This window comes from Mammaliicoccus stepanovicii (assembly GCF_002902525.1).
Lineage (GTDB): Bacteria > Bacillota > Bacilli > Staphylococcales > Staphylococcaceae > Mammaliicoccus > Mammaliicoccus stepanovicii.
Genome location: NZ_PPQZ01000043.1, coordinates 35,995 through 56,372, shown reverse-complemented (window position 1 = coordinate 56,372; position 20,378 = coordinate 35,995). Strand labels below are relative to the sequence as shown.

At 34.2% G+C, this 20,378-nt stretch carries 15 protein-coding genes and 1 pseudogene; 2 read left to right on the top strand and 14 right to left on the bottom strand.

Annotation, left to right across the window (positions count from 1 at the left end; all coding sequences use genetic code 11):
• Window positions 1–3 precede the first annotated feature (3 nt).
• The 6 genes from CD111_RS07395 to CD111_RS07370 form a co-directional block, all read right to left on the bottom strand.
• Window positions 4–744: a sirohydrochlorin chelatase gene (locus CD111_RS07395; protein WP_095085536.1), complete on the bottom strand. Its 741-nt coding sequence runs from the start codon at window positions 742–744 to the stop codon at window positions 4–6.
• Between the two features lie 15 nt (window positions 745–759).
• Entirely contained in the window at window positions 760–1,530 is a 771-nt protein-coding gene (cobA, locus tag CD111_RS07390) for a uroporphyrinogen-III C-methyltransferase (RefSeq protein WP_095085535.1), read from the bottom strand.
• Window positions 1,531–1,551: 21 nt separating this feature from the next.
• Window positions 1,552–3,255 (bottom strand): NADPH-dependent assimilatory sulfite reductase hemoprotein subunit, encoded by a 1,704-nt coding sequence (locus CD111_RS07385; RefSeq protein ID WP_095085533.1) that lies wholly within the window; start codon window positions 3,253–3,255, stop codon window positions 1,552–1,554.
• 14 nt (window positions 3,256–3,269) lie between these two features.
• Complete coding sequence (locus CD111_RS07380; RefSeq protein ID WP_095085531.1) at window positions 3,270–5,090, bottom strand: assimilatory sulfite reductase (NADPH) flavoprotein subunit; 1,821 nt, start codon at window positions 5,088–5,090, stop codon at window positions 3,270–3,272.
• Between the two features lie 89 nt (window positions 5,091–5,179).
• A complete protein-coding gene (locus CD111_RS07375; RefSeq protein ID WP_371868760.1) occupies window positions 5,180–5,911 on the bottom strand; it encodes a phosphoadenylyl-sulfate reductase in 732 nt (243 codons plus the stop codon).
• A gap of 205 nt (window positions 5,912–6,116) precedes the next feature.
• On the bottom strand, window positions 6,117–7,451 hold the full coding sequence (locus tag CD111_RS07370; RefSeq protein ID WP_095085529.1) for a sodium-dependent transporter: 1,335 nt from the start codon (window positions 7,449–7,451) through the stop codon (window positions 6,117–6,119).
• A gap of 239 nt (window positions 7,452–7,690) precedes the next feature.
• Between CD111_RS07370 and CD111_RS07365 the strand changes: the two genes are divergently transcribed.
• A complete protein-coding gene (locus CD111_RS07365) occupies window positions 7,691–8,128 on the top strand; it encodes a VOC family protein (protein ID WP_158245684.1) in 438 nt (145 codons plus the stop codon).
• Window positions 8,129–8,247: 119 nt separating this feature from the next.
• Window positions 8,248–9,117: a nuclease-related domain-containing protein gene (locus CD111_RS07360; protein WP_095085525.1), complete on the top strand. Its 870-nt coding sequence runs from the start codon at window positions 8,248–8,250 to the stop codon at window positions 9,115–9,117.
• 524 nt (window positions 9,118–9,641) lie between these two features.
• Here the strand turns inward: CD111_RS07360 and CD111_RS07355 are convergent.
• The 8 genes and pseudogenes from CD111_RS07355 to fadD form a co-directional block, all read right to left on the bottom strand.
• Window positions 9,642–10,610, bottom strand: coding sequence for a sugar phosphate isomerase/epimerase family protein (locus tag CD111_RS07355; protein ID WP_095085523.1), 969 nt, complete (start codon window positions 10,608–10,610; stop codon window positions 9,642–9,644).
• A 23-nt stretch (window positions 10,611–10,633) separates the two neighbouring features.
• Window positions 10,634–11,678: pseudogene (locus CD111_RS07350) on the bottom strand (Gfo/Idh/MocA family protein).
• A 16-nt stretch (window positions 11,679–11,694) separates the two neighbouring features.
• Window positions 11,695–12,411 carry a ThuA domain-containing protein gene (locus CD111_RS07345; protein ID WP_095085521.1) on the bottom strand — a complete coding sequence of 239 codons (717 nt, stop codon included), beginning with the start codon at window positions 12,409–12,411 and terminating at the stop codon, window positions 11,695–11,697.
• Between the two features lie 15 nt (window positions 12,412–12,426).
• Window positions 12,427–13,506 (bottom strand): Gfo/Idh/MocA family protein, encoded by a 1,080-nt coding sequence (locus tag CD111_RS07340; RefSeq protein ID WP_095085519.1) that lies wholly within the window; start codon window positions 13,504–13,506, stop codon window positions 12,427–12,429.
• 557 nt (window positions 13,507–14,063) lie between these two features.
• Complete coding sequence (locus tag CD111_RS07335; RefSeq protein ID WP_095085517.1) at window positions 14,064–15,248, bottom strand: thiolase family protein; 1,185 nt, start codon at window positions 15,246–15,248, stop codon at window positions 14,064–14,066.
• 32 nt (window positions 15,249–15,280) lie between these two features.
• Window positions 15,281–17,536, bottom strand: a complete 2,256-nt coding sequence (gene fadB, locus CD111_RS07330; protein ID WP_095085514.1) for a 3-hydroxyacyl-CoA dehydrogenase/crotonase FadB — start codon at window positions 17,534–17,536, stop codon at window positions 15,281–15,283.
• 52 nt (window positions 17,537–17,588) lie between these two features.
• Complete coding sequence (gene fadE, locus CD111_RS07325; RefSeq protein ID WP_095085511.1) at window positions 17,589–18,794, bottom strand: acyl-CoA dehydrogenase FadE; 1,206 nt, start codon at window positions 18,792–18,794, stop codon at window positions 17,589–17,591.
• Between the two features lie 65 nt (window positions 18,795–18,859).
• Window positions 18,860–20,371, bottom strand: coding sequence for a long-chain-fatty-acid--CoA ligase FadD (gene fadD, locus CD111_RS07320; protein WP_095085507.1), 1,512 nt, complete (start codon window positions 20,369–20,371; stop codon window positions 18,860–18,862).
• Window positions 20,372–20,378: the final 7 nt, after the last annotated feature.

Genomic DNA, 20,378 nt, shown 5'->3' with positions numbered 1-20,378 from the left:
TTTTTATACTTTTTGAACGTCTAATGTTTCAAGGACTCTATCCAAAAGTGCTTGTTTCATAGATTCGTGATGACCTAAATGGTCACAAACAATAACATCACTTTCTGTTTCTTGAATATTGACAGTTTGTTCAATATGTTTTTCAAGTACACCTGTAAACCAAAGATATGGTGCGATAAATATTTGTGAGGGCTTAGCTTCTAAATATTTGTTTAATGTATGTTCGAATGACGGATTACATGCTGCTAAATAGCATACTTCAACATCTTTAAAACCCGTTGTTTCACGGAATGTTTCTCCAATACTTGATATATCTATTTGTGTTTGTGGATTATAACTTCCTCGTCCTACTATTAATATCTTTGCATCTTCAGCTGGTTTAATACCTGTTTCTTGAATACGTTCACTCAAAATTTGAGTTAATCTTGGTTGCACGCCTAACGGTTGCCCATATGTAAATTGAACATCCGGAAACTGAACTTTAATGGATTCTATTTCTTTTGGAATGTCTTTAAAGTAATGACCTGCGCTTAATAGTAAAACTGGTATAATGGATATTTTGTTCGCACCTTGTTTGATTAGTTTATAAACACCTTGCTGAATGTTTGGTTCAGCAAGTTCTAAAAAACAAGTTTCTTGTAAAGGTTCCTCAACTTTTTCTTTAACAGTTTCAATAAACGATATAGCTTCTTCGATTGCTTCTTTAATTCTGCTTCCATGACTTACATATAATACACCGTTCATGTAATCCCTCCAGTGCTAGTGAATCAGTTGTGTTACGCCTTGTTCTTTCTTTACTTCTTCAAACCAATCTATCTTTTCTCTTAGTTTTACAACTTCACCAATAACAATCATTGCAGGATTTTTAATGTGTGCTGACTTCTCGATAATGTTATTCAAAGTACCCGTGACAGTATCTTGCTCATTTGTTGTACCTGAGTGAATTAATGCAACTGGCGTATCAGTTGGTCTACCATGCTTCGTTAATAATCTTTGAATTTCAGGTAATTTTTTAACTCCCATATAAATACACAATGTTTCAGGTCCTAAAGCTAAATGTTTCCAGTATTCATCTTCATCAACGGAATCTTTCATGACGCCAGTGACAAAAGCAACAGACGAGCTATAATCTCGATGTGTGACAGGTATTCCAGCATAAGCTGGAGCTGCTACACCTGCAGTAATTCCAGGTACAATTTCAAATTGAACACCGTAATTTCTCAATTCCTCTGCTTCCTCTCCACCTCGACCGAAGATGAATGGATCGCCACCTTTAAGTCTTGTAATTGTATGACCTTCAAGCCCTAACTTCACAAGTAAATGATTAATCTCATCTTGAGTTAGCGAATGTTGGTTCGGACTTTTACCACAATAAATGAATCGAGTGCCTTCAGAAGCATATTCAAGCAAACTCTTATTTACAAGACGATCATAAAGTATGACATTCGACTGTTTTATTGCTTTAATCGCTTTTACTGTAATTAAATCAGGATCACCCGGTCCTGCACCAACTAGAAATACTTTGCCCATTGTTGCCACCCCATTCTCTCTTTAACTGTGAAAATCTTGTCCAGAATGTACTTCTTTAACGATATCTTTTCTAATTACGAAATCACCAAAATGTTCTCCGTCATTTTTTTCTTTGCCATATTGAATTAATATTGGTCTTAAACTTTCTAAAATATCATCCTCACCAATATTTTCTTTATATAACTTGTTCAATCTATCTCCAGCAAATCCTCCGCCAAGGTACATATTATATTTACCTGGTGCTTTACCTATAAATGCGATTTCTGCTAATGCTGGTCTTGCGCATCCATTTGGGCATCCAGTCATTCGAATCGTAATTTCTTCTTCATTTAATCCTGCTTCATCTAATAGTCCTTCTATTTTATTGATCAATGTTGGTAAGTATCTTTCAGATTCTGCCATCGCTAATCCACACGTCGGAAATGCAACACATGCCATTGAATTTCTTCTAAGCCCGGTATATTGCTCTCCGTCTGTAATGCTATATTTATCAATAATTTTTTGGATATTCTTTTTATTGCTTGTCGAAACATTCGCTATAATTAAGTTTTGATTTGGTGTTAAACGAAAATCTCCATTATGAATTTCAGCAATTTCTCTTAATGCTGTTTTGAGTTGATAATCTTTAGTATCTTTCACTCGTCCATTTTGAATAAATAATGTGAAGTGCCACTTACCACTTCCTTCAGTCCAACCGTAACGATCTCCATTATGTTCAAATTCGAATGGTTTAGGCTTTTCTATTTCCCAACCTAACCTCTTATTTAATTCTTCTTTAATCCAATCAACACCGTATTTATCTACTGTATATTTAAATCTTGCGTTTGCACGATTTTCTCTATTTCCATAATCTCTCTGGATTGTTAAAAGTTTTTCACAGACGTCAATCGCTTCTTCTTTTGAAAAATAACCAAGTAGTCTACCTACTTGTGGGTATGTATCTGTGTTACCATGTTTCATACCCATACCGCCGCCTACAGTTACATTGAATCCGACTAATTTATCGTCTTCAATAATTGAAATGAGACCTATATCTTGTGAATACACATCAATATCATTAGAAGGTGGAACCGCAATTCCAATTTTAAATTTACGAGGCAAATACGTTTTGCCGTACATTGGTTCAACTTCTTCTTGTGTATTTACTATTTTCTCTCCATCTAACCAAATTTCATGATAAGCACCTGTTTGAGGTGATAAATGGTCACTAATATCCGTCGCAAGTTGATCCACTTCTTTGTGAACTTCGGATTGATATGGATTAGGATTACACATTACATTCCTATTTACATCACCACAAGCAGCGAGCGAGTCCATTACAGCTTGATGTATACTTTGCATTGAACTTTTTAAATTTTTCTTTAAAATGCCATGAAATTGAAATGCTTGTCTAGTTGTTAATTTGATCGTTTGATTAGCATACTGATTTGAAATATCATCCATTGCTATCCACTGATTTGCTGTAGCTGTACCACCAGGTACTCTCACTCGAATCATAAAGCTATATGCTGGTTCAAGCTTTTGTTTTCTTCTTTCATCTCTTAAATCTCTGTCGTCTTGCATATAACTACCGTGGAATTTAAGTAGTTTTGTATCATCGGCTGCTATCGCTCCAGTAATTTCATCAGCTAATCCTTCTTGGATTGTGCCTCGTAAATAATTACTTCTATTCTTTATATGTTCCATTTCATCTAATTTATCGGAAAGTTCATGTTGAGTGCTCATTGTTTTGCCCCCTCTTAATAAATATCTCTTTGGTATCTTTTTTCTTTCTTTAATTGTGTTAAGAAAGCTTCTGCTTCTTCTTCGTTGTAATGTCCTTCTGTTTGAACAACTTTTAGAATGGCTTGATGAACATCTTTTGCCATATTCTTTTCATCTCCACAAACGTAAATGGCTGCTCCTTGCTCAATCCATTCATAAAATTCTTTACTATTTTCTTCAATACGATGTTGTACGTATACTTTTTCATCTGATTCTCTAGAAAAAGCTAATGATAATTTATTCAGTACACCATCTTTCAACCAACTTTGCCATTCTGTTTGATATAAGAAATCTGTTGTGAAATATTGTTCGCCAAAGAATAACCAGGCTTTGTTATTTATTCCAAGTTCTTCTTTATCTTGAACATATGCTCTAAATGGTGCGACACCTGTACCTGGACCTATCATGATAACTGGTGTTTCATCTGATTTTGGAAACTTGAAGTTTGGATTCTTCTTGAGATAAATAGGAACTGTATCTCCTGGTTCTATTCTTTCTGCAAATTGTACAGAACATACGCCTTTTCTATCTCTTTCATTCGCGTTATATCGAACTGCTCCAATTGTTAAATGTACTTCGTCTGGCGTTGCTTCATAACTACTCGCAATAGAATATTCTCTTGCAGGAAGTTTTCTCAAAATTTTATAAAGTGCGCCTGGTTCTAAATCTTCAGGTGGAAAGTCATTAATTAAATCTATAAAATCTCTACCTTCAACATATCCATATATCCAGCGTTCTTTTTTTACTTTTTCGGATAAAACCCCGTTGTTAAATATTTCTGCCGCTTTAGTTAATATAGATTTCGTTAATTTCGTAATTTCAAAGTGATTCTCTAAAGCATCTTTAAGTTTTAATTTATCTTGATTGTCGTTTATCACAATTTCTTCTTCTGGATCCCAAACTAATATGTTTATAAGTTTCTCAACAATTTCAGGGTCATTTTTAGGGAATATTCCAATACAATCCCCAGGTTCAAACGATTCTGTAAAACCTTCTAAAGATAATTCAATGTGTCTTACTTCTTTATTCGAACCTCTACCACTCAAGTTAATATTCTCAAGTACTTCTGCCTCGTATGGATTAGTTCTAGAATATTTTTGAGTTGCTGATGTTTTTTCAGTATTTACCGCATCATATTCTTCTTGCTTCTGACCAGTTTCTTCAGCTAGTTCATTTATAATATCTTCCATCCATTTTTCAGCTGGTTCATCAAAATCCAAATCACAGTCCACTCTTGGATGTAATTTTTTCGCGCCAAGCTCTTCTAATTTTTTGTCAAAATCTCTACCTGTTTGACAAAAGTATTCGTATGACTCGTCTCCTAATGCTAGGACTGAATATCTCAAATCGTTCAACTTAGGTGCCTTTCGACTATGTATAAATTCATGGAATGTAATAGCATTATCTGGTGGTTCGCCCTCACCATGGGTTGCAGTAATAATAAATAAGTCTTCAACTTTCTTTAAATCCTTCGTCTTAAAGTCTTCCATACTACTTAAATTAACTTCAAAATGATGCTCTTTAAGTTTGTTCTCTAATGTTTCAGCTAAGCCTTGTGCATTACCAGTTTCAGAGCCAAATAATATCGTAATTGCTCTTGTCTTAGGTGATGGGACATTAGTGTTAACAGTAGAAATAGGTAAATCAGTTTGATTGCTAGCTTGTTGTGTATTGACAGATGCAGTTAAGTATCCGCTTAGCCATATTTTTTGTTCTTTTGTTAGTTTTGAAAACACTTGATTTAATTGTTCTGATTGCGCCTCGTTAAATGGGCTATTTGTAACATTCAACTCCAAAAGTGTCACCTCGTCTTGTTTGTTTTATTTAATTATTCCTATAGGATTACTATGTTTTATTATTAAAAAAATTTGTAGTATTTCACTATTTATTTAGGTTTATTGTTTGGTGTGTGTAATCCGCATTCTGTCTTATTAAAGTTTGTCCATCTGCCGTCTCTCGAATCATCATTAGATGTTACTTGTGACGTACATGGGATACAACCAATACTTGGATATTGAAAATCATGTAACGTATTATAAGTTAAATCGTGTTTATTGATATAGTTCCATACATCATCCCAAGTCCAATGAATCAGCGGACATACTTTAATAGATTTGAATCTTTCATCTTTATTAATGAAATCCGTGTCCTGTCTACTTAGTGACTGTTCACGTCTTAATCCAGAAACCCATGCAGTCGCACCTGATAACACTTCTTCTAACGGTTTAATCTTTCTAATATAGCAACACTGATTTGGATCACTAGTCCAAAGTGCTGGTTCATATTGGTCTGCTTGCTGTTCGAGTGTCAAATCTGGTTTCTTTAATTCTATATTAAGACTAGGATATCTTTCTTTAACTCTATCAATTAATTCGTAAGTTTCTTGAAAATGTAAATCAGTATCTAAAAACACAATTTTTGCGTCTGCTTTGACTTTTGAAATTAAATCTATGAGTATCATACCTTCAGCACCAAAACTGCACGAATACACAATTGAGTCTCCATAATGTTCATATGCCCATTTAATAATTTGATATGCGCCTTTTGTTTCATCATTGATATCTAAATCTTTAAATGGATCTGTGTCAAACTTTTCATAAGTTAACACTTCTACCATAATAATAGCGCCTCCTTAAATAACCCAAATTTTAACAAATCCGATATGTTTAGTAGGATATAGTAAATTATGTTGTTAAATATACCCGATACAAAAAAACATGTCAACTGTTCATTTTTTAATTTTCAGTTAATTTCATATTTAAAAAAAGAAAAATCATTAACATCTCAATGTTGAGAAGCTAATGATTTTCTTTTAAATTTTTTTATAATGAAAAGATAAATACAATAATAATTATAATTGGAATAATATATCTCATAAGAAATTTCCATAATTTAAACCATTTAAGCGATAATGTATTCCCTCTTTGGAACTCACTTTTAACAAGTGCTTTATCCATTCTAAACGAAATAAATACAGCAATAAGCAAACAACCAATAGGTAATAATATATTACTTACTAAGTAGTCCGTAGCATCAAAAATAGATTTCCCAAATATATCAACATGCGCTAATACACCTGAAGATAATGATGACGGAATACATGCTATAAATGTCAGTAAACCGATAATGACAACTACTTTTGGTCTTGAGCGTTTTTTATCTTTTTCTATAGCTGAAATGATAATTTCAAATTGACTAAACGATGAAGTGAGTGTCGCAAATAGAAATAATAGCAAGAATAAAGTTAAGAACAATGAACCAAATGCCATTTGGCTAAATACGTTAGGTAGTACGATAAATAATAAACCAGGACCAGCTGTCGGTTCTAAAGAAAACGCGTAAACAACTGGGAATATTGCCATACCCGCTAATATAGAAACAATAATATTCATCCCTGTAACACTCGCTGCAGAAGTTGGTAAACTTTCTTGCTTACTTAAATATGAGCTATACGTTACCATGCAAGAAAATCCAACTGCTAACGAGAAGAATGATTGACCGAGTGCATACAGGACACCTTCAGCGTTAAAATCAGAAAAATTAAAACTGAAGAAAAACGATAATCCTTCAGACGCACCTTCTAAAGTGACTGCTCTTACTACTAATATAATAAAAAAAATAAACAATAAAGGCATTAATACATTGTTCGCTCGTTCAATACCTTTTTTTATTCCAAAACTTAATACAATCACATTAAGTAAAATAAACACAAATGTACCAAGCAAGATTGTAAATGGCTGACTTATTATTTGTTCAAACATCTTTCCGTAATTTGCATCATCAGAAATAATTTGACCTGTTAATCCCATTGCAGTATAAATTGTAATCCAACCACCAACTACACTGTAAAACGTTAATAGTAAGAAACAACCAATGACTCCAAGCCTACCCGTAATACGCCATGGTGACTTCGGAGCTAACGTATCATAAGCAGAAACAGCTTCCTTATTTACAGATCTCCCTATAATAAATTCAGAAATCAACATAGGTAATCCTATAAACAATGTGAAAATAATAAATAAAAGTAAGAAAGCACCACCACCAAATTGGCCAGCAACATAAGGGAATTTCCATATCGCACCAATACCTATAGCAGCTCCCGCACTTGCCATAATAAACCCTAATTTCGATGACCATTCTTCGCGTTGTTTACTCACATAATCACTCCATTCAAATTGATGAATCTTTCCCTAAATTATACAGTAAAATCTTTAGCAACACAGTAAATAATTGTAGATAGCTTTATTTAGATTGAATAAATATAAATTTCATAATTTTTTACATCACAAAATTTGATGGTTTTAAACTATATCAATTCATCTTACTTTTTATTGTGAACACTTAAATTGTATAATGTAATAGATAGATGCTTTAATTCGGATAGGAGATGATGTGCATGGCAATTGAAAAGATAGACCATGTCGGGATTATTGTACAAGATTTAGAATTGGTTAAAGAATTCTTTAGTAGTTTAGGATTAGAGCTTATGGGTCAACAAGAAGTCAGTGGAGATTGGATTAATAATATTTATGGTGTAGATGATGCTGCAGCAACCGTAGCTATGATGAATGTTCCTAATGCCGAGACTGTGATAGAAATAATTACATTTAAGAGTCCACAAAACGTTGTTCCTGATTCAAACTATTTCCCAAGAAATATTGGAGGTAGCCATATTGCTTTTGCGGTGCAAGATTTAGACCAAATCGTATCAAACCTCAAAGACTCAACACATCATGTCATTGGTGATATTATTCAATATAAAGATCAGTATAAACTGTGTTACATTAAAGGACCAGAAAGTGTTTATGTAGAATTAGCTGAAAAACTTAAATAAATTTCTAAATGGACAAACCTAAAGTGATTTTAGGTTTGTCCATTTAGAAATCATTACTTTTTACATGCCATAATTTAGTCGATGTTGTATAATATATTTAAAAAACTAGGAGGTAGTTAATGATAAGAAATGCTTATTATATGGCCCTTGAAGGTCGAATTGATAAAGATTATGTGCGCAAGGATTTATTGAACTTTTTGAAAGGGATTGAAGGAGAATCAAAAATTGAATCGATTCTAAATCAAGTAAAAAACTTATGCTATGATTACAATTTAGAATTAGATTTACAAAACAGAATTCAAATCGATTTCCTAGTTGTAGATGACAAAAATATAATCAATTTAGAAGTTAAAAATTATAGTGGTGATTATTTCATTCACAATTCTCAAATGCGTAATGAATATGGTAACGCATTTAATTTACCTTTTCACCAAATCAATCGGACTGAGTACGAACTCGAGCATATTAAATCTCATCTTCAAATTGACAGAGATATTAAATCTTATCTTATTTTCACAAATCCTACTTTTACTTTGCATACAAACATACCCCACAGAGAAAAAGTATTATTACCAACAGAATTACATAAATTACCCAAAAAGTTTCAAAATTATAAAATCGAAGAAAATCGTAAACTTTTAAATAAAATTAAAACAATGAAGAAAGATTTTTCACAAGTTTATCCTAATACACTTGTACCTTTTAACGATATTAAACCCGGATTGCGTTGTCAGCACTGTAGAAAAATAGGCCATATCTTTTTAGAAAACCGAAAAAGACATGGATATTGTATGCATTGCACTTACCAAACAACTCGACAAGAGTTATACCTGCATAATTTACGTGAATTATATGTATTAAAACGCAAACCTTTCACTATAAATGATGCACAAAGATGGTGTGACAATGGCAATAAGGATACCATCAGGCTTATTTGTAGAAAACACTTTAAAAATGAAGGTAAACACTCTTCATTTTACTCTTTATAAAAACATTTCGGCTCATGGACGTTTTCTTGGATTAACTACTGAGTTATTCCATGACTTAGACCTTTTCTTGGATTAAATCCCGTGTTATTCCATGACTTAGACCTTTTCGTGGATTAACTCCCGAGTTATTCCACGACTTGGACGTTTTCTTGGATTAAATCCCGTGTTATTCCATGACTTGGGCCTTTTCTTGGATTAACTTACGCTTTATTCCATGACTTGGACATTTTCTTGGATTAACTCCCGTGTTATTCCATGACTCGGACGTTTTCTTGGATTAACTCCCGTGTTATTCCATGACTTGGACGTTTTCTTGGATTAACTTACGCTTTATTCCATGACTTGGGCCTTTTCTTGGATTAACTCCCGTGTTATTCCATGACTCGGACGTTTTCTTGGATTAAATCCCGTGTTATTCCACGACTTGGACCTTTTCTCGGATTAACTTCCGCTTTATTCCACGACTTCATTACAAAGCACCTCGACATGCATTTACACAATGTCGAGGTGCTTCATGTTTATTATTAAGTCCACCACATATTACCGAGGGATTCATTAATATTTACTGATTGCAGATTTTGGGCTGCTTTTTGGAATCCTTCTTCGACAGACATGATTGGATCTTCATGCTCGATACTAACCGCGTAATCATAACCGTTAATTCTTAAAGCACTAATAATATCGCCCCATACTTGCGGGCTATGACCATATCCAACCGTTCTAAATGTCCATGCTCTTGATTGTACCGACCCATATGGTTGCATATCTGTTAAGCCATACATATTAACATTTTCTTGGTCAATATATGTATCTTTAGCATGAAAATGATGTATCGCATTTGCTTTACCTAAAATTTTAATTGCGGCAACTGGGTCTATACCTTGCCACCATAAATGACTTGGATCAAGATTTGCTCCTATTGCATCATTCGTTGCTTCTCTTAATTTTAATAAAGTATGTGGTGTATGTACCGAGAATCCTGCATGTAATTCAATACCTATTTTGACATTATGATCTTTAGCAAATTGAGCTGCTTCTTTCCAATATGGAATTAACTTCTTCTCCCATTGCCATTCCAATATTTCTGAATACGCTGTTGGCCAAGGTGTCACAGGCCAATTTGGATATTTCGCCTCTTCATCAGAACCAGGTATCCCTGAAAAAGTATTTACAACGGGTACTCCTAATATTGAAGCAAGTTTAACCGATTTAATAAATGTTTCATGTGCTTCTTGTGCTTCCTCTTCATTCGGAGAAACCGGATTATTATGACAACTAAATGCACTGATTTCTAAACCACGATCTGTTATAGCTTTCATAAATGCTGCTCGCTTATTCTCATCTTCTAACAACTCATCTACATTACAAAAATGATTACCAGGATTACCGCCAGTTCCGATTTCTACCATTTTTAATCCCGAATTTGCAACATGATCTAACATTTCTTCAAAAGTTTTATCTTGAAATAGTACTGTAAATACACCTATTTTCATTTGTGTCACTCCTTTAAAATTTATTAATACTCGATTCGTACACTTTTTCCTGTTTCACTACTTTTATATATTGCATCAATGATTGTACTCACACGTCTTGCTTCTTTTGGTTGAACGACCAATGTTTCAAGACCTAAACAACTTTTCACAAAATTGGCAGTTTGACGCTCTGCTGCTACATCTTCATTATGATCAGCAACCGCTTCTTCTTTAAAGAACGTTCCAAATCTAGGTTGATATATTTCAAATGGGTATACGTTTAAACCACCATCAACGCCTGACATACTCAAATGTATATTATCTTCTTTAATATTTGCTGACCAAGAACATTCAAACTGCATCGAGGAACCATCTTCAAAAGTAATAAAACTAGATACGTGGTCGTCTACTTCAAATGTTTCACTATCAAACGTCCCCCAATCATTTATTTGGTTAGGAATTTTGCTAAGACGGTTGTAAGTTTTACCTAAAACTTCAACTGGTTTGGCATCTCTTAACAACCACATTGATAAATCTAATAAATGACAACCATAATCTATAAGGCTCCCACCACCTTGAAGTTCTTTATTTGTAAACACACCCCAACCGGGTACTTTTCGTCTTCGTAATGCTTGAACTCTCGTAACTAAATGATCTCCTACTACACCTTCTTCAATAGCACGATGCGCCGTTATCGCAGCATCGGTAAATCTATAGTGATAACCAATTGCTAATAATTTATTAGCTCGTTTAGAAGCTTCGAGCATTATGTCACATTCTTCTTTATTCATTGCCATCGGTTTTTCACAAAATACATGTACACCTGAATCTAAAGCTGCACAACTAATGACTGAATGAAATTTATTTGGTGTACAAATTAATGACCGCATCAACTACTTCAAACATATCTTTGTATTCTTGAAATACTCGAGGAATTTTATGCTCTGATGCAACTTGTTGAGACAGTTCATAATTAATATCTTGCACACCTACAATTTCTACTAAATGGTCTAATTTCTTCAGAGCAGGAATATGTCTATTCTGAGCAATACCACCTACACCAATGATACCTACTTTTAAAGTTTCCATCGTCTTATCTCCTAATTTATTTCTTACTAATTTCTTCTAGAGGTTTACTGTTTCCATATTTATGTTTAGGTGTTTGCTGATTTTCCGCCCATATTACACTATTCTTTATGACTTGTTGAATGTCTTTGTTGTAATAAGTTGGATAACTTTCATGACCCGGTCTAAAATAGAAAATCTTGCCGTTCCCTCTTTTAAATGTAGCACCGCTTCGGAATACTTCTCCACCTTCGAACCAGCTTATAAATACCGTTTCATCTGGTGCTGGAATATCAAAATGTTCTCCATACATTTCTTCTTTTTCTAGTTCGATATACTCACCCAATCCTGCAGTTATAGGATGCGTTGGATCAACAACCCATAATCGTTCTTTATCGTCTGCTTCGCGCCATTTCAAATCGCATGTTGTTCCCATAAGACTCTTGAAAATTTTTGAGAAATGTCCTGAATGTAATACAATCAATCCCATCCCGTCTAGCACGCGTTGCTTTACTTTCTCTACCACTTCATCAGCTACTTCGTCATGTGCTTTATGGCCCCACCAAATTAATACATCTGTGTTTTTCAAGACATCATCTGTTAATCCGTGCGATTCCTCATCTAAAGTAGCAGTCTTAACGTCATGATCTACACTTAAAAACTCAGCAATAACATTGTGTATGCCATCTGGATAAACAGCTTTAATTTCTTCACTTTCTACCTCATGTCTAAATTCATTCCATACTGTAATATTCATATAGTCCCTCCTAAATTATTTATCAAAATATACTGCCTCACCAGTTTGATTGGACTCATAAATCGCTTCTAATATTTGCGTAATAACAATCGCTTCCTCAGGTTTTACGACTGGATCTGTATCATTCAATATACTATCAATCCAACTACGTGCTTCTACGAAAGCTTCATCAACTTTTTCACCTTCATAGAAATCTACGCCTTTATTTTCAAGTTCTACTTGTGTTGTGTATAAAGACCCGAAATCTTCTCCATGAATTCTCAATCCGTCTTTCATATCTGCTCCACCTTCAGTCCCTGAAAGTGAACATTTTGCTTCATCAACTTCTAACGAATTGAGCGCCCAACTAGACTCTAAGAAAATTGTCGCACCATTTTTCATCTTAATGAATCCAAATGCAGAATCTTCAACTTTGAATTTCTTTGGATCCCAAGATCCCCATGCATTTGCGGCATTTTCTTTTTTACCTAATTTGTGGAAAGTTGAACCCATGACAGATTCAGGTTCATAATTATCCATCATCCACAATGTCAGATCTAATGCATGTGTTCCGATATCAATTAATGGACCTCCACCTTGCTTTTCTTCATCTAAGAATCCCCCCCAAGTAGGTACTGCTCTTCTACGTATTGCATGTGCTTTAGCAAAATATATATCACCTAAATCACCGCGCTCGGTTACATTATGTAAATATTGGCTATCTGGTCTGAACCGATTTTGATAGCCTATTGTCAATTTCTTATTATTGCGTTTAGCTGCATCTATCATCTCTTGCGCTTCTTCAGTTGATTTAGCCATAGGTTTTTCACACATGACATGTTTGCCTGCATCTAGGGAAGCTACTGTTAATTCTTTATGCGAGCTATTAGGCGTACAAACATGAATAATGTCAATCTTACTATCTTTTAATAGTTCTTTATAATCTGTGTATACCTTTGCTTCTCTTGTTCCGTATTCGTTTGCTGCTGCTTTAGCTTTTTCAATATCAATATCACAAAATGCAACAATATTTACTTCATCAATCTTCTCTAAACTTGGTAGATGCTTCCCATTTGCAATACCACCACATCCGATAATCCCAATATTCAAACTCATATGTTCATCCCCTTATATATTTTTTAATGATTTTTCCACATAAGCAAACGCTTACATCAATGTGTAAAAAAACATAAATTTATTGTCTATATGACTATCCTAGAATAAAAACCGTTAAACACCAATGAATAACACTTGTAAAGACACTTATTGTTTATATTAGAATATATTTTCAAAGCTTGAAAATATTTTTACTATGAATCACTAATATCACTATCTCGTGGATTAACTATCGAGTTATTCCATGACATTGCCTATTTCGTGGATTAACTTCCTACTTATTCCATGACTTTGCCTATTTCGTGGATTAACTTCCGACTTATTCCATGACTTTGCCCATTTCGTGGATTAACTTCCGACTTATTCCATGACTTTGCCCATTTCGTGGATTAACTTCCGACTTATTCCATGACTTTGCCTATTTCCCAAAAGTTGAACCACAATTTATCCATTAAAAATGTCCACTCATGAAAAAACGAGAAAATCACTTTTTATCGTGATTTTCTCGTTTTGATTATGACTGAAAGGAATGATATCTCAAGCTTTCTTTGAAATGTTTATCTTACATATTCAAATATACCTGCTGCACCCATACCAACACCTATACACATTGTAACCATGCCGTATTTAGTGTCTGGTCTTTTCTTCATTTCTGATAGTAACTTCCCAGTTAACATAGCGCCAGTTGCGCCAAGTGGATGACCTAAAGCTATGGCACCACCGTTTACATTTGTCTTGTTTAAATCTAATCCAACTTTATTAATAGAAGCTACTGTTTGTGAAGCGAACGCTTCATTGAGTTCAACTAAATCGATATCATCTATCGATAGATTAGCTAATTCTAGTACTTCTGGGATTGCATAAGCAGGTCCAATTCCCATCAATTTAGGGTTTACACCTACTGCTTTAAATCCTACAAATTTAGCGATTGGTTTAATGCCTAATTCTTTCACTTTATCTCCTGACATCAATACAACAAATCCAGCTCCATCTGTAAGTGGCGCTGATGTACCAGCTGTAACTGTTCCATCTGCTTTAAATAATGTTCTTAACTTGGATAAAGCTTCTAAATTTGTATCTGCTCTAATTAATTCATCTTCTTTAAACACTTCTTTCGTTACTTGTGGTCCATTTGGCCCATAGCTTACTTTATGCACATCGATTGGAATAATTTCATCCTCAAATTTACCTGCATCTTGAGCTTCTTTGGCACGTCTATGACTTTCAACTGCGTATTTATCTTGTGCTTCTCTTGAAATTTGATACTCATCTGCAACCATTTCAGCAGTTAATCCCATAGGATATGAAACGCCTGAATCTGCTTCTTGTAATAATGGGTTATTAGTAGGTTCATTGCCTCCCATTGGGACAGCACTCATTAATTCTACACCGCCAGCTACTAATACATCCGCTTGTTCAGACATAATTTCATTTGCTGCAATAGCAATTGTTTGTAAGCCAGATGAACAATAACGGTTAACAGTTTGTCCAGGTACTTCTTCTGGTAATCCTGCTAATAATGCGATTGAACGTGCAATATTTTGCCCTTGTAATCCTTCTGGAAATGAATTACCGACAATAACATCTTGCACCATACTTGGATCAAATGATCCTTCTACTTTCTTTAGTACACCTTTTAATACTTGTGCAGCCACTTCATCAGGTCTTTCATGAAATAACGCACCTCCTTTTGCTTTCCCAGCTGCAGAACGTCCGTATGCTACTATATATGCATCTTGCATTGATATCCATCCTCTCTTATTTCCGCTCAATACTAATTACGTAGTGGTTTACCTTTTTCTAACATATGGGTAATACGGTCATATGTTTTTTTATTATTTAGTAATGATAAGAAACCTTCTCTTTCTAGTAACTGAATATATCTTTGATTCACTAACGTATTACGAGGTAAATCTCCACCTGATAATATATGTGCTACTTTCATCGTGATTTCATAATCATAATCACTTATAAAGTGACCGACACGTTGAGCGTCTAATTGAGCTTGCGCGAGTGCCTTGAAATCTCTACCTAATGCATAATATTGTGCTTTTGGCTTAGGTATATAATTCGTCTCTGATAAGAATCTCGCTTTATTAAGTGCTACTTCAACACGCTTATCTTTATTAAAGATAATTGTATCCGTTTCACGTAAATAACCTAATCGTCTTGCTTCATACGCATTAGTTGATACTTTAGCTAGTCCAACATTCATTAATACTTTAATAATAGATTCTTGTTTATCATCATTTTTATGATTAGATCGCAATATACGGTCTGTAAATTCTGCAAGACCGCCACCACTTGGTAGTAACCCTACTCCAGTCTCTACTAATCCTATATAAGTTTCACTTGATGCCACTACATAAGGTGAATGCAGAACTACTTCACAACCACCACCAAGCGCTCTACCTTGAATAGCAGTTACGATTGGTTTTAAAGCGTATTTCATACGTCCGAAACTTTCGTGTAAATTATCTATTGCAGGACCAACTGATTTTTCTACACTATTTTGTTCATGTGCTAATTTCATTAAATTTAAGTTAGCACCAACACTAAAGTTATTACCATCCGCATATAAAACCATGCTAGTATAATCTTCTCTTTCTAATAAGTCGATTGATTCAATTAAATCGTTCGCAAAATTATCAGAAATGATATTATTTTTACTCTGAATTTTTAGTAATAATTGGTCTTTATTTGCTACGGATAAACTAGAGTCTTCTCTATTCCATATTTCGCGATCTACAAATGCTGATATTGGTGTCATACGTTCGATTGACTCTCCATCTTTGTAGAATGGTTCAGTTTGTTTTTCAATCCATTCTGGTAATTCCCCTAATTCTGCTTTCATACGATCTTTAACTCTTTCAAATCCCATTAGGTCCCATAGTTGGAATGGACCTTTCTTCCAGTTAAAGCCCCATACGAGTGCACGGTCTATATCTTTAAAATCTGCTGCAGCTTTAGGAACATTTATTGCTGAATAATAGAAATTATTTCTTAAAGTTTCCCATAAGAATTTTCCACCTTTGTCTTCGGCATTAAAGATAACATCTAAATTCGCTTCTAAATCTTTTTTGAATTTTGAAAGTATCTCTAATTGTGGCATTTCTGGTTCAATATAATCATTCTTATTTATATCAAATACTAGCTTTTTCTTTTTATCTTTTTTATAAAAGCCTTGTTTCGTTTTGCGACCTAAGGCACCTTGTTCATATAATGTCTCAGCTAGTTTAGTATCTTTGAAGTATGGTTTTTCTTCAGGAACTTGTTGAAGTCCTTTAATCACTGTAACTGCAATATCTAAACCTACTAAATCTGATAGTCCATACGTACCTGTACCTGGTCTCCCAATCGAACGTCCAGTTAATGCATCGACTTCAACAATTGAAAGTCCTTGTTCTTCACCTCTATACATAACATCATTCATCGTTTGTGTTCCTACGCGGTTAGCTACAAAACCAGGTACATCATTAGCAACAACAACACCTTTGCCTAACACATCTTCAACAAAACATTGCGTTTGTTCTACTACGCTATCAGAAGTACTTGCATTTGGAATGATCTCAACCAATTTCATAATGCGAGGTGGATTAAAGAAATGTACACCTAGAAAACGTTCTTTAGCACCAGCTTCAAACACTTTTGCTATTGCCTCAATAGGAATACCAGATGTATTTGTAGCAAATATTGCATCATCTTTAGCAACTTTAGTCACTTGTTTCCATACTTGATGTTTAATGTCTAATTCTTCTTTAACCGCTTCTATATAAATATCTGTGTCATCTTCATTTAAGTCATCATTAAAGTTACCATAACTCAAATTAGATGCTGTTTCTAAATCAAATAATAATGGTCGTTTCTTATCTGTTATAATCTCGTAAGCTTTCTTCGAAATTTTATTAGGATCTTTCTCATCTATCACTATATCTAGTAATTTAACTTTTAGCCCTGCATTTACCAGTAGTGCAGCAATCTGACTCCCCATTGTACCTGCACCTAATACGGTTGCTTTTCTTATCGTCATAAAAAGTCCTCCAAAATTGTATTCTGAGATTTCTAATTGTTACTCAGTAAACTTAAATAAATGCTGAATCACCCGTTAAGGCTCTACCTATTAATAATGCATTAATTTCATGTGTACCCTCATATGTGTAAACCGCTTCAGCATCTGAGAAGAATCTAGCAATATCATATTCAGCTAAAATTCCGTTACCCCCTGTAATACCACGTCCCATAGCGACTGATTCTCTTAATCTTAAAGCGTTCATCATTTTTGCTGCAGATGTTGCAACTTCGTCATACTCACCTTTTGCTTGCATTCTAGCTAATTGTGCACATGTTGCCATTGCTTGTGCCAAGTTTCCTTGCATCATCGCAAGCTTCTCTTGTATTAATTGGTATTTACTAATTTCTTTACCAAATTGTTTACGTTCCGTTACGTAATCTAACGTCGCGCGTAATGCTCCAGCCATTGCACCAGTTGCCATGTAAGCAACACCAGCACGTGTTGAGTAAAGTATTTTTGCAATATCTTTAAATCCATTAATATTTTGAAGTCTATCTTCCTCTTTAACTTCAACATTTGTTAATTTAATATTTGTATTTGGTATGATACGTAACGCAATTTTATTTTCAATAACATCAATTTCTACGCCTTCTTGCTCAGGTCTAATAATAAATCCTTTTGGTTTACCTGTATCAACATCTACCGCATATAAAGGAATAACATCAGCCACGTTTGCTCCACCGATCCATTTTTTGGCACCATTAATAATCCATTTGTCTCCATCACGTTTTGCTGTCGTTTCTAATCCTCCAGCAACATCTGAACCATGTTCTGGTTCTGTCAGTGCAAAGCACGTTCTTAGTTCATGTGTTTGTAACTTTGGTAAGTAGTATGCGATTTGTTCTTTACTTCCACCAAATAAGAATGAATTATGTCCTAACCCTTGATGAACACCTAGTAATGTAACAAGCGAAACATCAAATCGAGCAATAACGTATGACATGAAAAATTGGAATAACTGACTTGGTGTTTTTTCACCTTCACGTCCTTCAAATAATAATGGATTGTGGAAATAGTTTAATTTCCCCATGTCTTCAAAGAAATCTTCTGGCACAGTTGCATTTACCCAATGATCGTTAATGGAAGAACGATATTTTTCTTCTAATAAGTCATTTAATTGCTTTAAAAACTTAACCTCACCTTCTGTTAAATCTTTAGATGTTTTTAAGATATCCTCTGGGAATAACGCTTTTAATACTTCATCTTTATTAGTCATATATATAACCTCCATTTTTATGATAACGCTTTCATAATTGTGTAAAAAAATTTATTTAATTGATTTTAATCACGATTTAACTGATCTGCTTTTTTATTCATCATTTTCTTTACTTCTAACTTATCTGGTTTAGAAGTAGAAGTTAATGGCATTTTTGTTACTTGTAAATAAAGTTTCGGTACTTTATAACTTGCTAAATGCTCCCTCATATGTGCATCTAATTTCTCTTCGTAATCCGGATCATTTTCAGTAAGTAATACACCTGCCGTTACGACTTCTCCAAATTTTTCACTTTCAAAACCGACGACGACACATTGAGCTACAAGTGGATGTTCAGAAAGTATTGTTTCAACTTCTGATGGTAGTACATTTTCTCCACCAGTAATGATTAGTTCTTTCTTACGATCGACAATAAACACATCACCATCTTCATCAATGCAAGCTAAGTCACCTGTTAAGAAATATCCATTATGGAAAGATGCTTTCGTTGCATCTGGTTTGTTCCAATATCCTGGTGTTACTTGTTTACCTTTAATTGCTAATTCACCAATTTCACCAACTTCAACTTCGTTATGTTCTTCATCTAACAAACATATGTCGACATACATAACTGGCTTACCAATACTCATGGGCTTTTTAACTGAGTTTTCAGGTGTATTAACTAAACCAAGTGGCGCTTCAGTTAACCCGTATCCATTTATAATATTTAAGCCCATACTTTCAAATTTTTTCTGTACACCTGGTAGTGGTGCTGAACCACCTTGAACTAGAAAATCAATGTTCTCAAAATCTTTTGGATTGAAGTTAGGTGCAATTAACAAGGCATAATACATTGTTGGTATAAGTGTTAAATAATTAGGTTTATATTGAGCCATTAAATCATTAAACTGCTCTCCTTCAAAGTATCGATGTAAGACAAGTTTGCCCCCAGCCATCAATAACGGAATTGTTAAATCATTGAATCCAAACACATGGAACATTGGCAGCGAGACTACAGTTGAGAAATTCGAATTTACCCTATAAGTTAATATTGAATTAATGGCATTCGACGTAAATGATTCATATGTGAACATAACACCTTTAGGTAAAGCCGTTGTACCACTTGTATACATCAGACAAGCTAAATCATCTCTTTCAACATCAACTGATTTAAACGGTTTATGTTTTTTAGGATTAACTAGTTCATCATATTCAGATGAATCTATATCCATGTGCAATTTCTCATCTGCGATACCTTCTAAACTGCTTAAATGTCTCTTCGCATAGAATATCACTTGCACGCCAGAATCTGCTATTACACTTTCAATTTCGTTTGGTTTCAATCGCCAATTCATTGGAAAATATACTGCTCCAAGTTTAAATGCTGCGAACAATAAATCTAAAACAGCTACATCATTTGGAGAGAATATTCCAATGACATCACCTTTTTTAACACCTTGTTCTTGAAGATGATTTGCTAAGTTTTCTGCACGGATATTTAATTCTTGAAACGTCCACTCAGTGCCTTTTAGCGGGTCGATGACAGCTGTACGCTCTTCATCAAACTGAGCTCTTGTTTTAATCCAATCGTAATTCATATTAAAC

Coding starts and splice junctions, on each gene's coding strand:
- CD111_RS07395 (WP_095085536.1), bottom strand. CDS start 744: ATGAACGGTGTATTATATGTAAGTCATGGAAGCAGAATTAAAGAAGCA.
- cobA (WP_095085535.1), bottom strand. CDS start 1,530: ATGGGCAAAGTATTTCTAGTTGGTGCAGGACCGGGTGATCCTGATTTA.
- CD111_RS07385 (WP_095085533.1), bottom strand. CDS start 3,255: ATGAGCACTCAACATGAACTTTCCGATAAATTAGATGAAATGGAACAT.
- CD111_RS07375 (WP_371868760.1), bottom strand. CDS start 5,911: ATGGTAGAAGTGTTAACTTATGAAAAGTTTGACACAGATCCATTTAAA.
- CD111_RS07365 (WP_158245684.1), top strand. CDS start 7,691: ATGGCAATTGAAAAGATAGACCATGTCGGGATTATTGTACAAGATTTA.
- CD111_RS07360 (WP_095085525.1), top strand. CDS start 8,248: ATGATAAGAAATGCTTATTATATGGCCCTTGAAGGTCGAATTGATAAA.
- CD111_RS07355 (WP_095085523.1), bottom strand. CDS start 10,610: ATGAAAATAGGTGTATTTACAGTACTATTTCAAGATAAAACTTTTGAA.
- CD111_RS07345 (WP_095085521.1), bottom strand. CDS start 12,411: ATGAATATTACAGTATGGAATGAATTTAGACATGAGGTAGAAAGTGAA.
- CD111_RS07340 (WP_095085519.1), bottom strand. CDS start 13,506: ATGAGTTTGAATATTGGGATTATCGGATGTGGTGGTATTGCAAATGGG.
- CD111_RS07335 (WP_095085517.1), bottom strand. CDS start 15,248: ATGCAAGATGCATATATAGTAGCATACGGACGTTCTGCAGCTGGGAAA.
- fadB (WP_095085514.1), bottom strand. CDS start 17,536: ATGACGATAAGAAAAGCAACCGTATTAGGTGCAGGTACAATGGGGAGT.
- fadE (WP_095085511.1), bottom strand. CDS start 18,794: ATGACTAATAAAGATGAAGTATTAAAAGCGTTATTCCCAGAGGATATC.
- fadD (WP_095085507.1), bottom strand. CDS start 20,371: ATGAATTACGATTGGATTAAAACAAGAGCTCAGTTTGATGAAGAGCGT.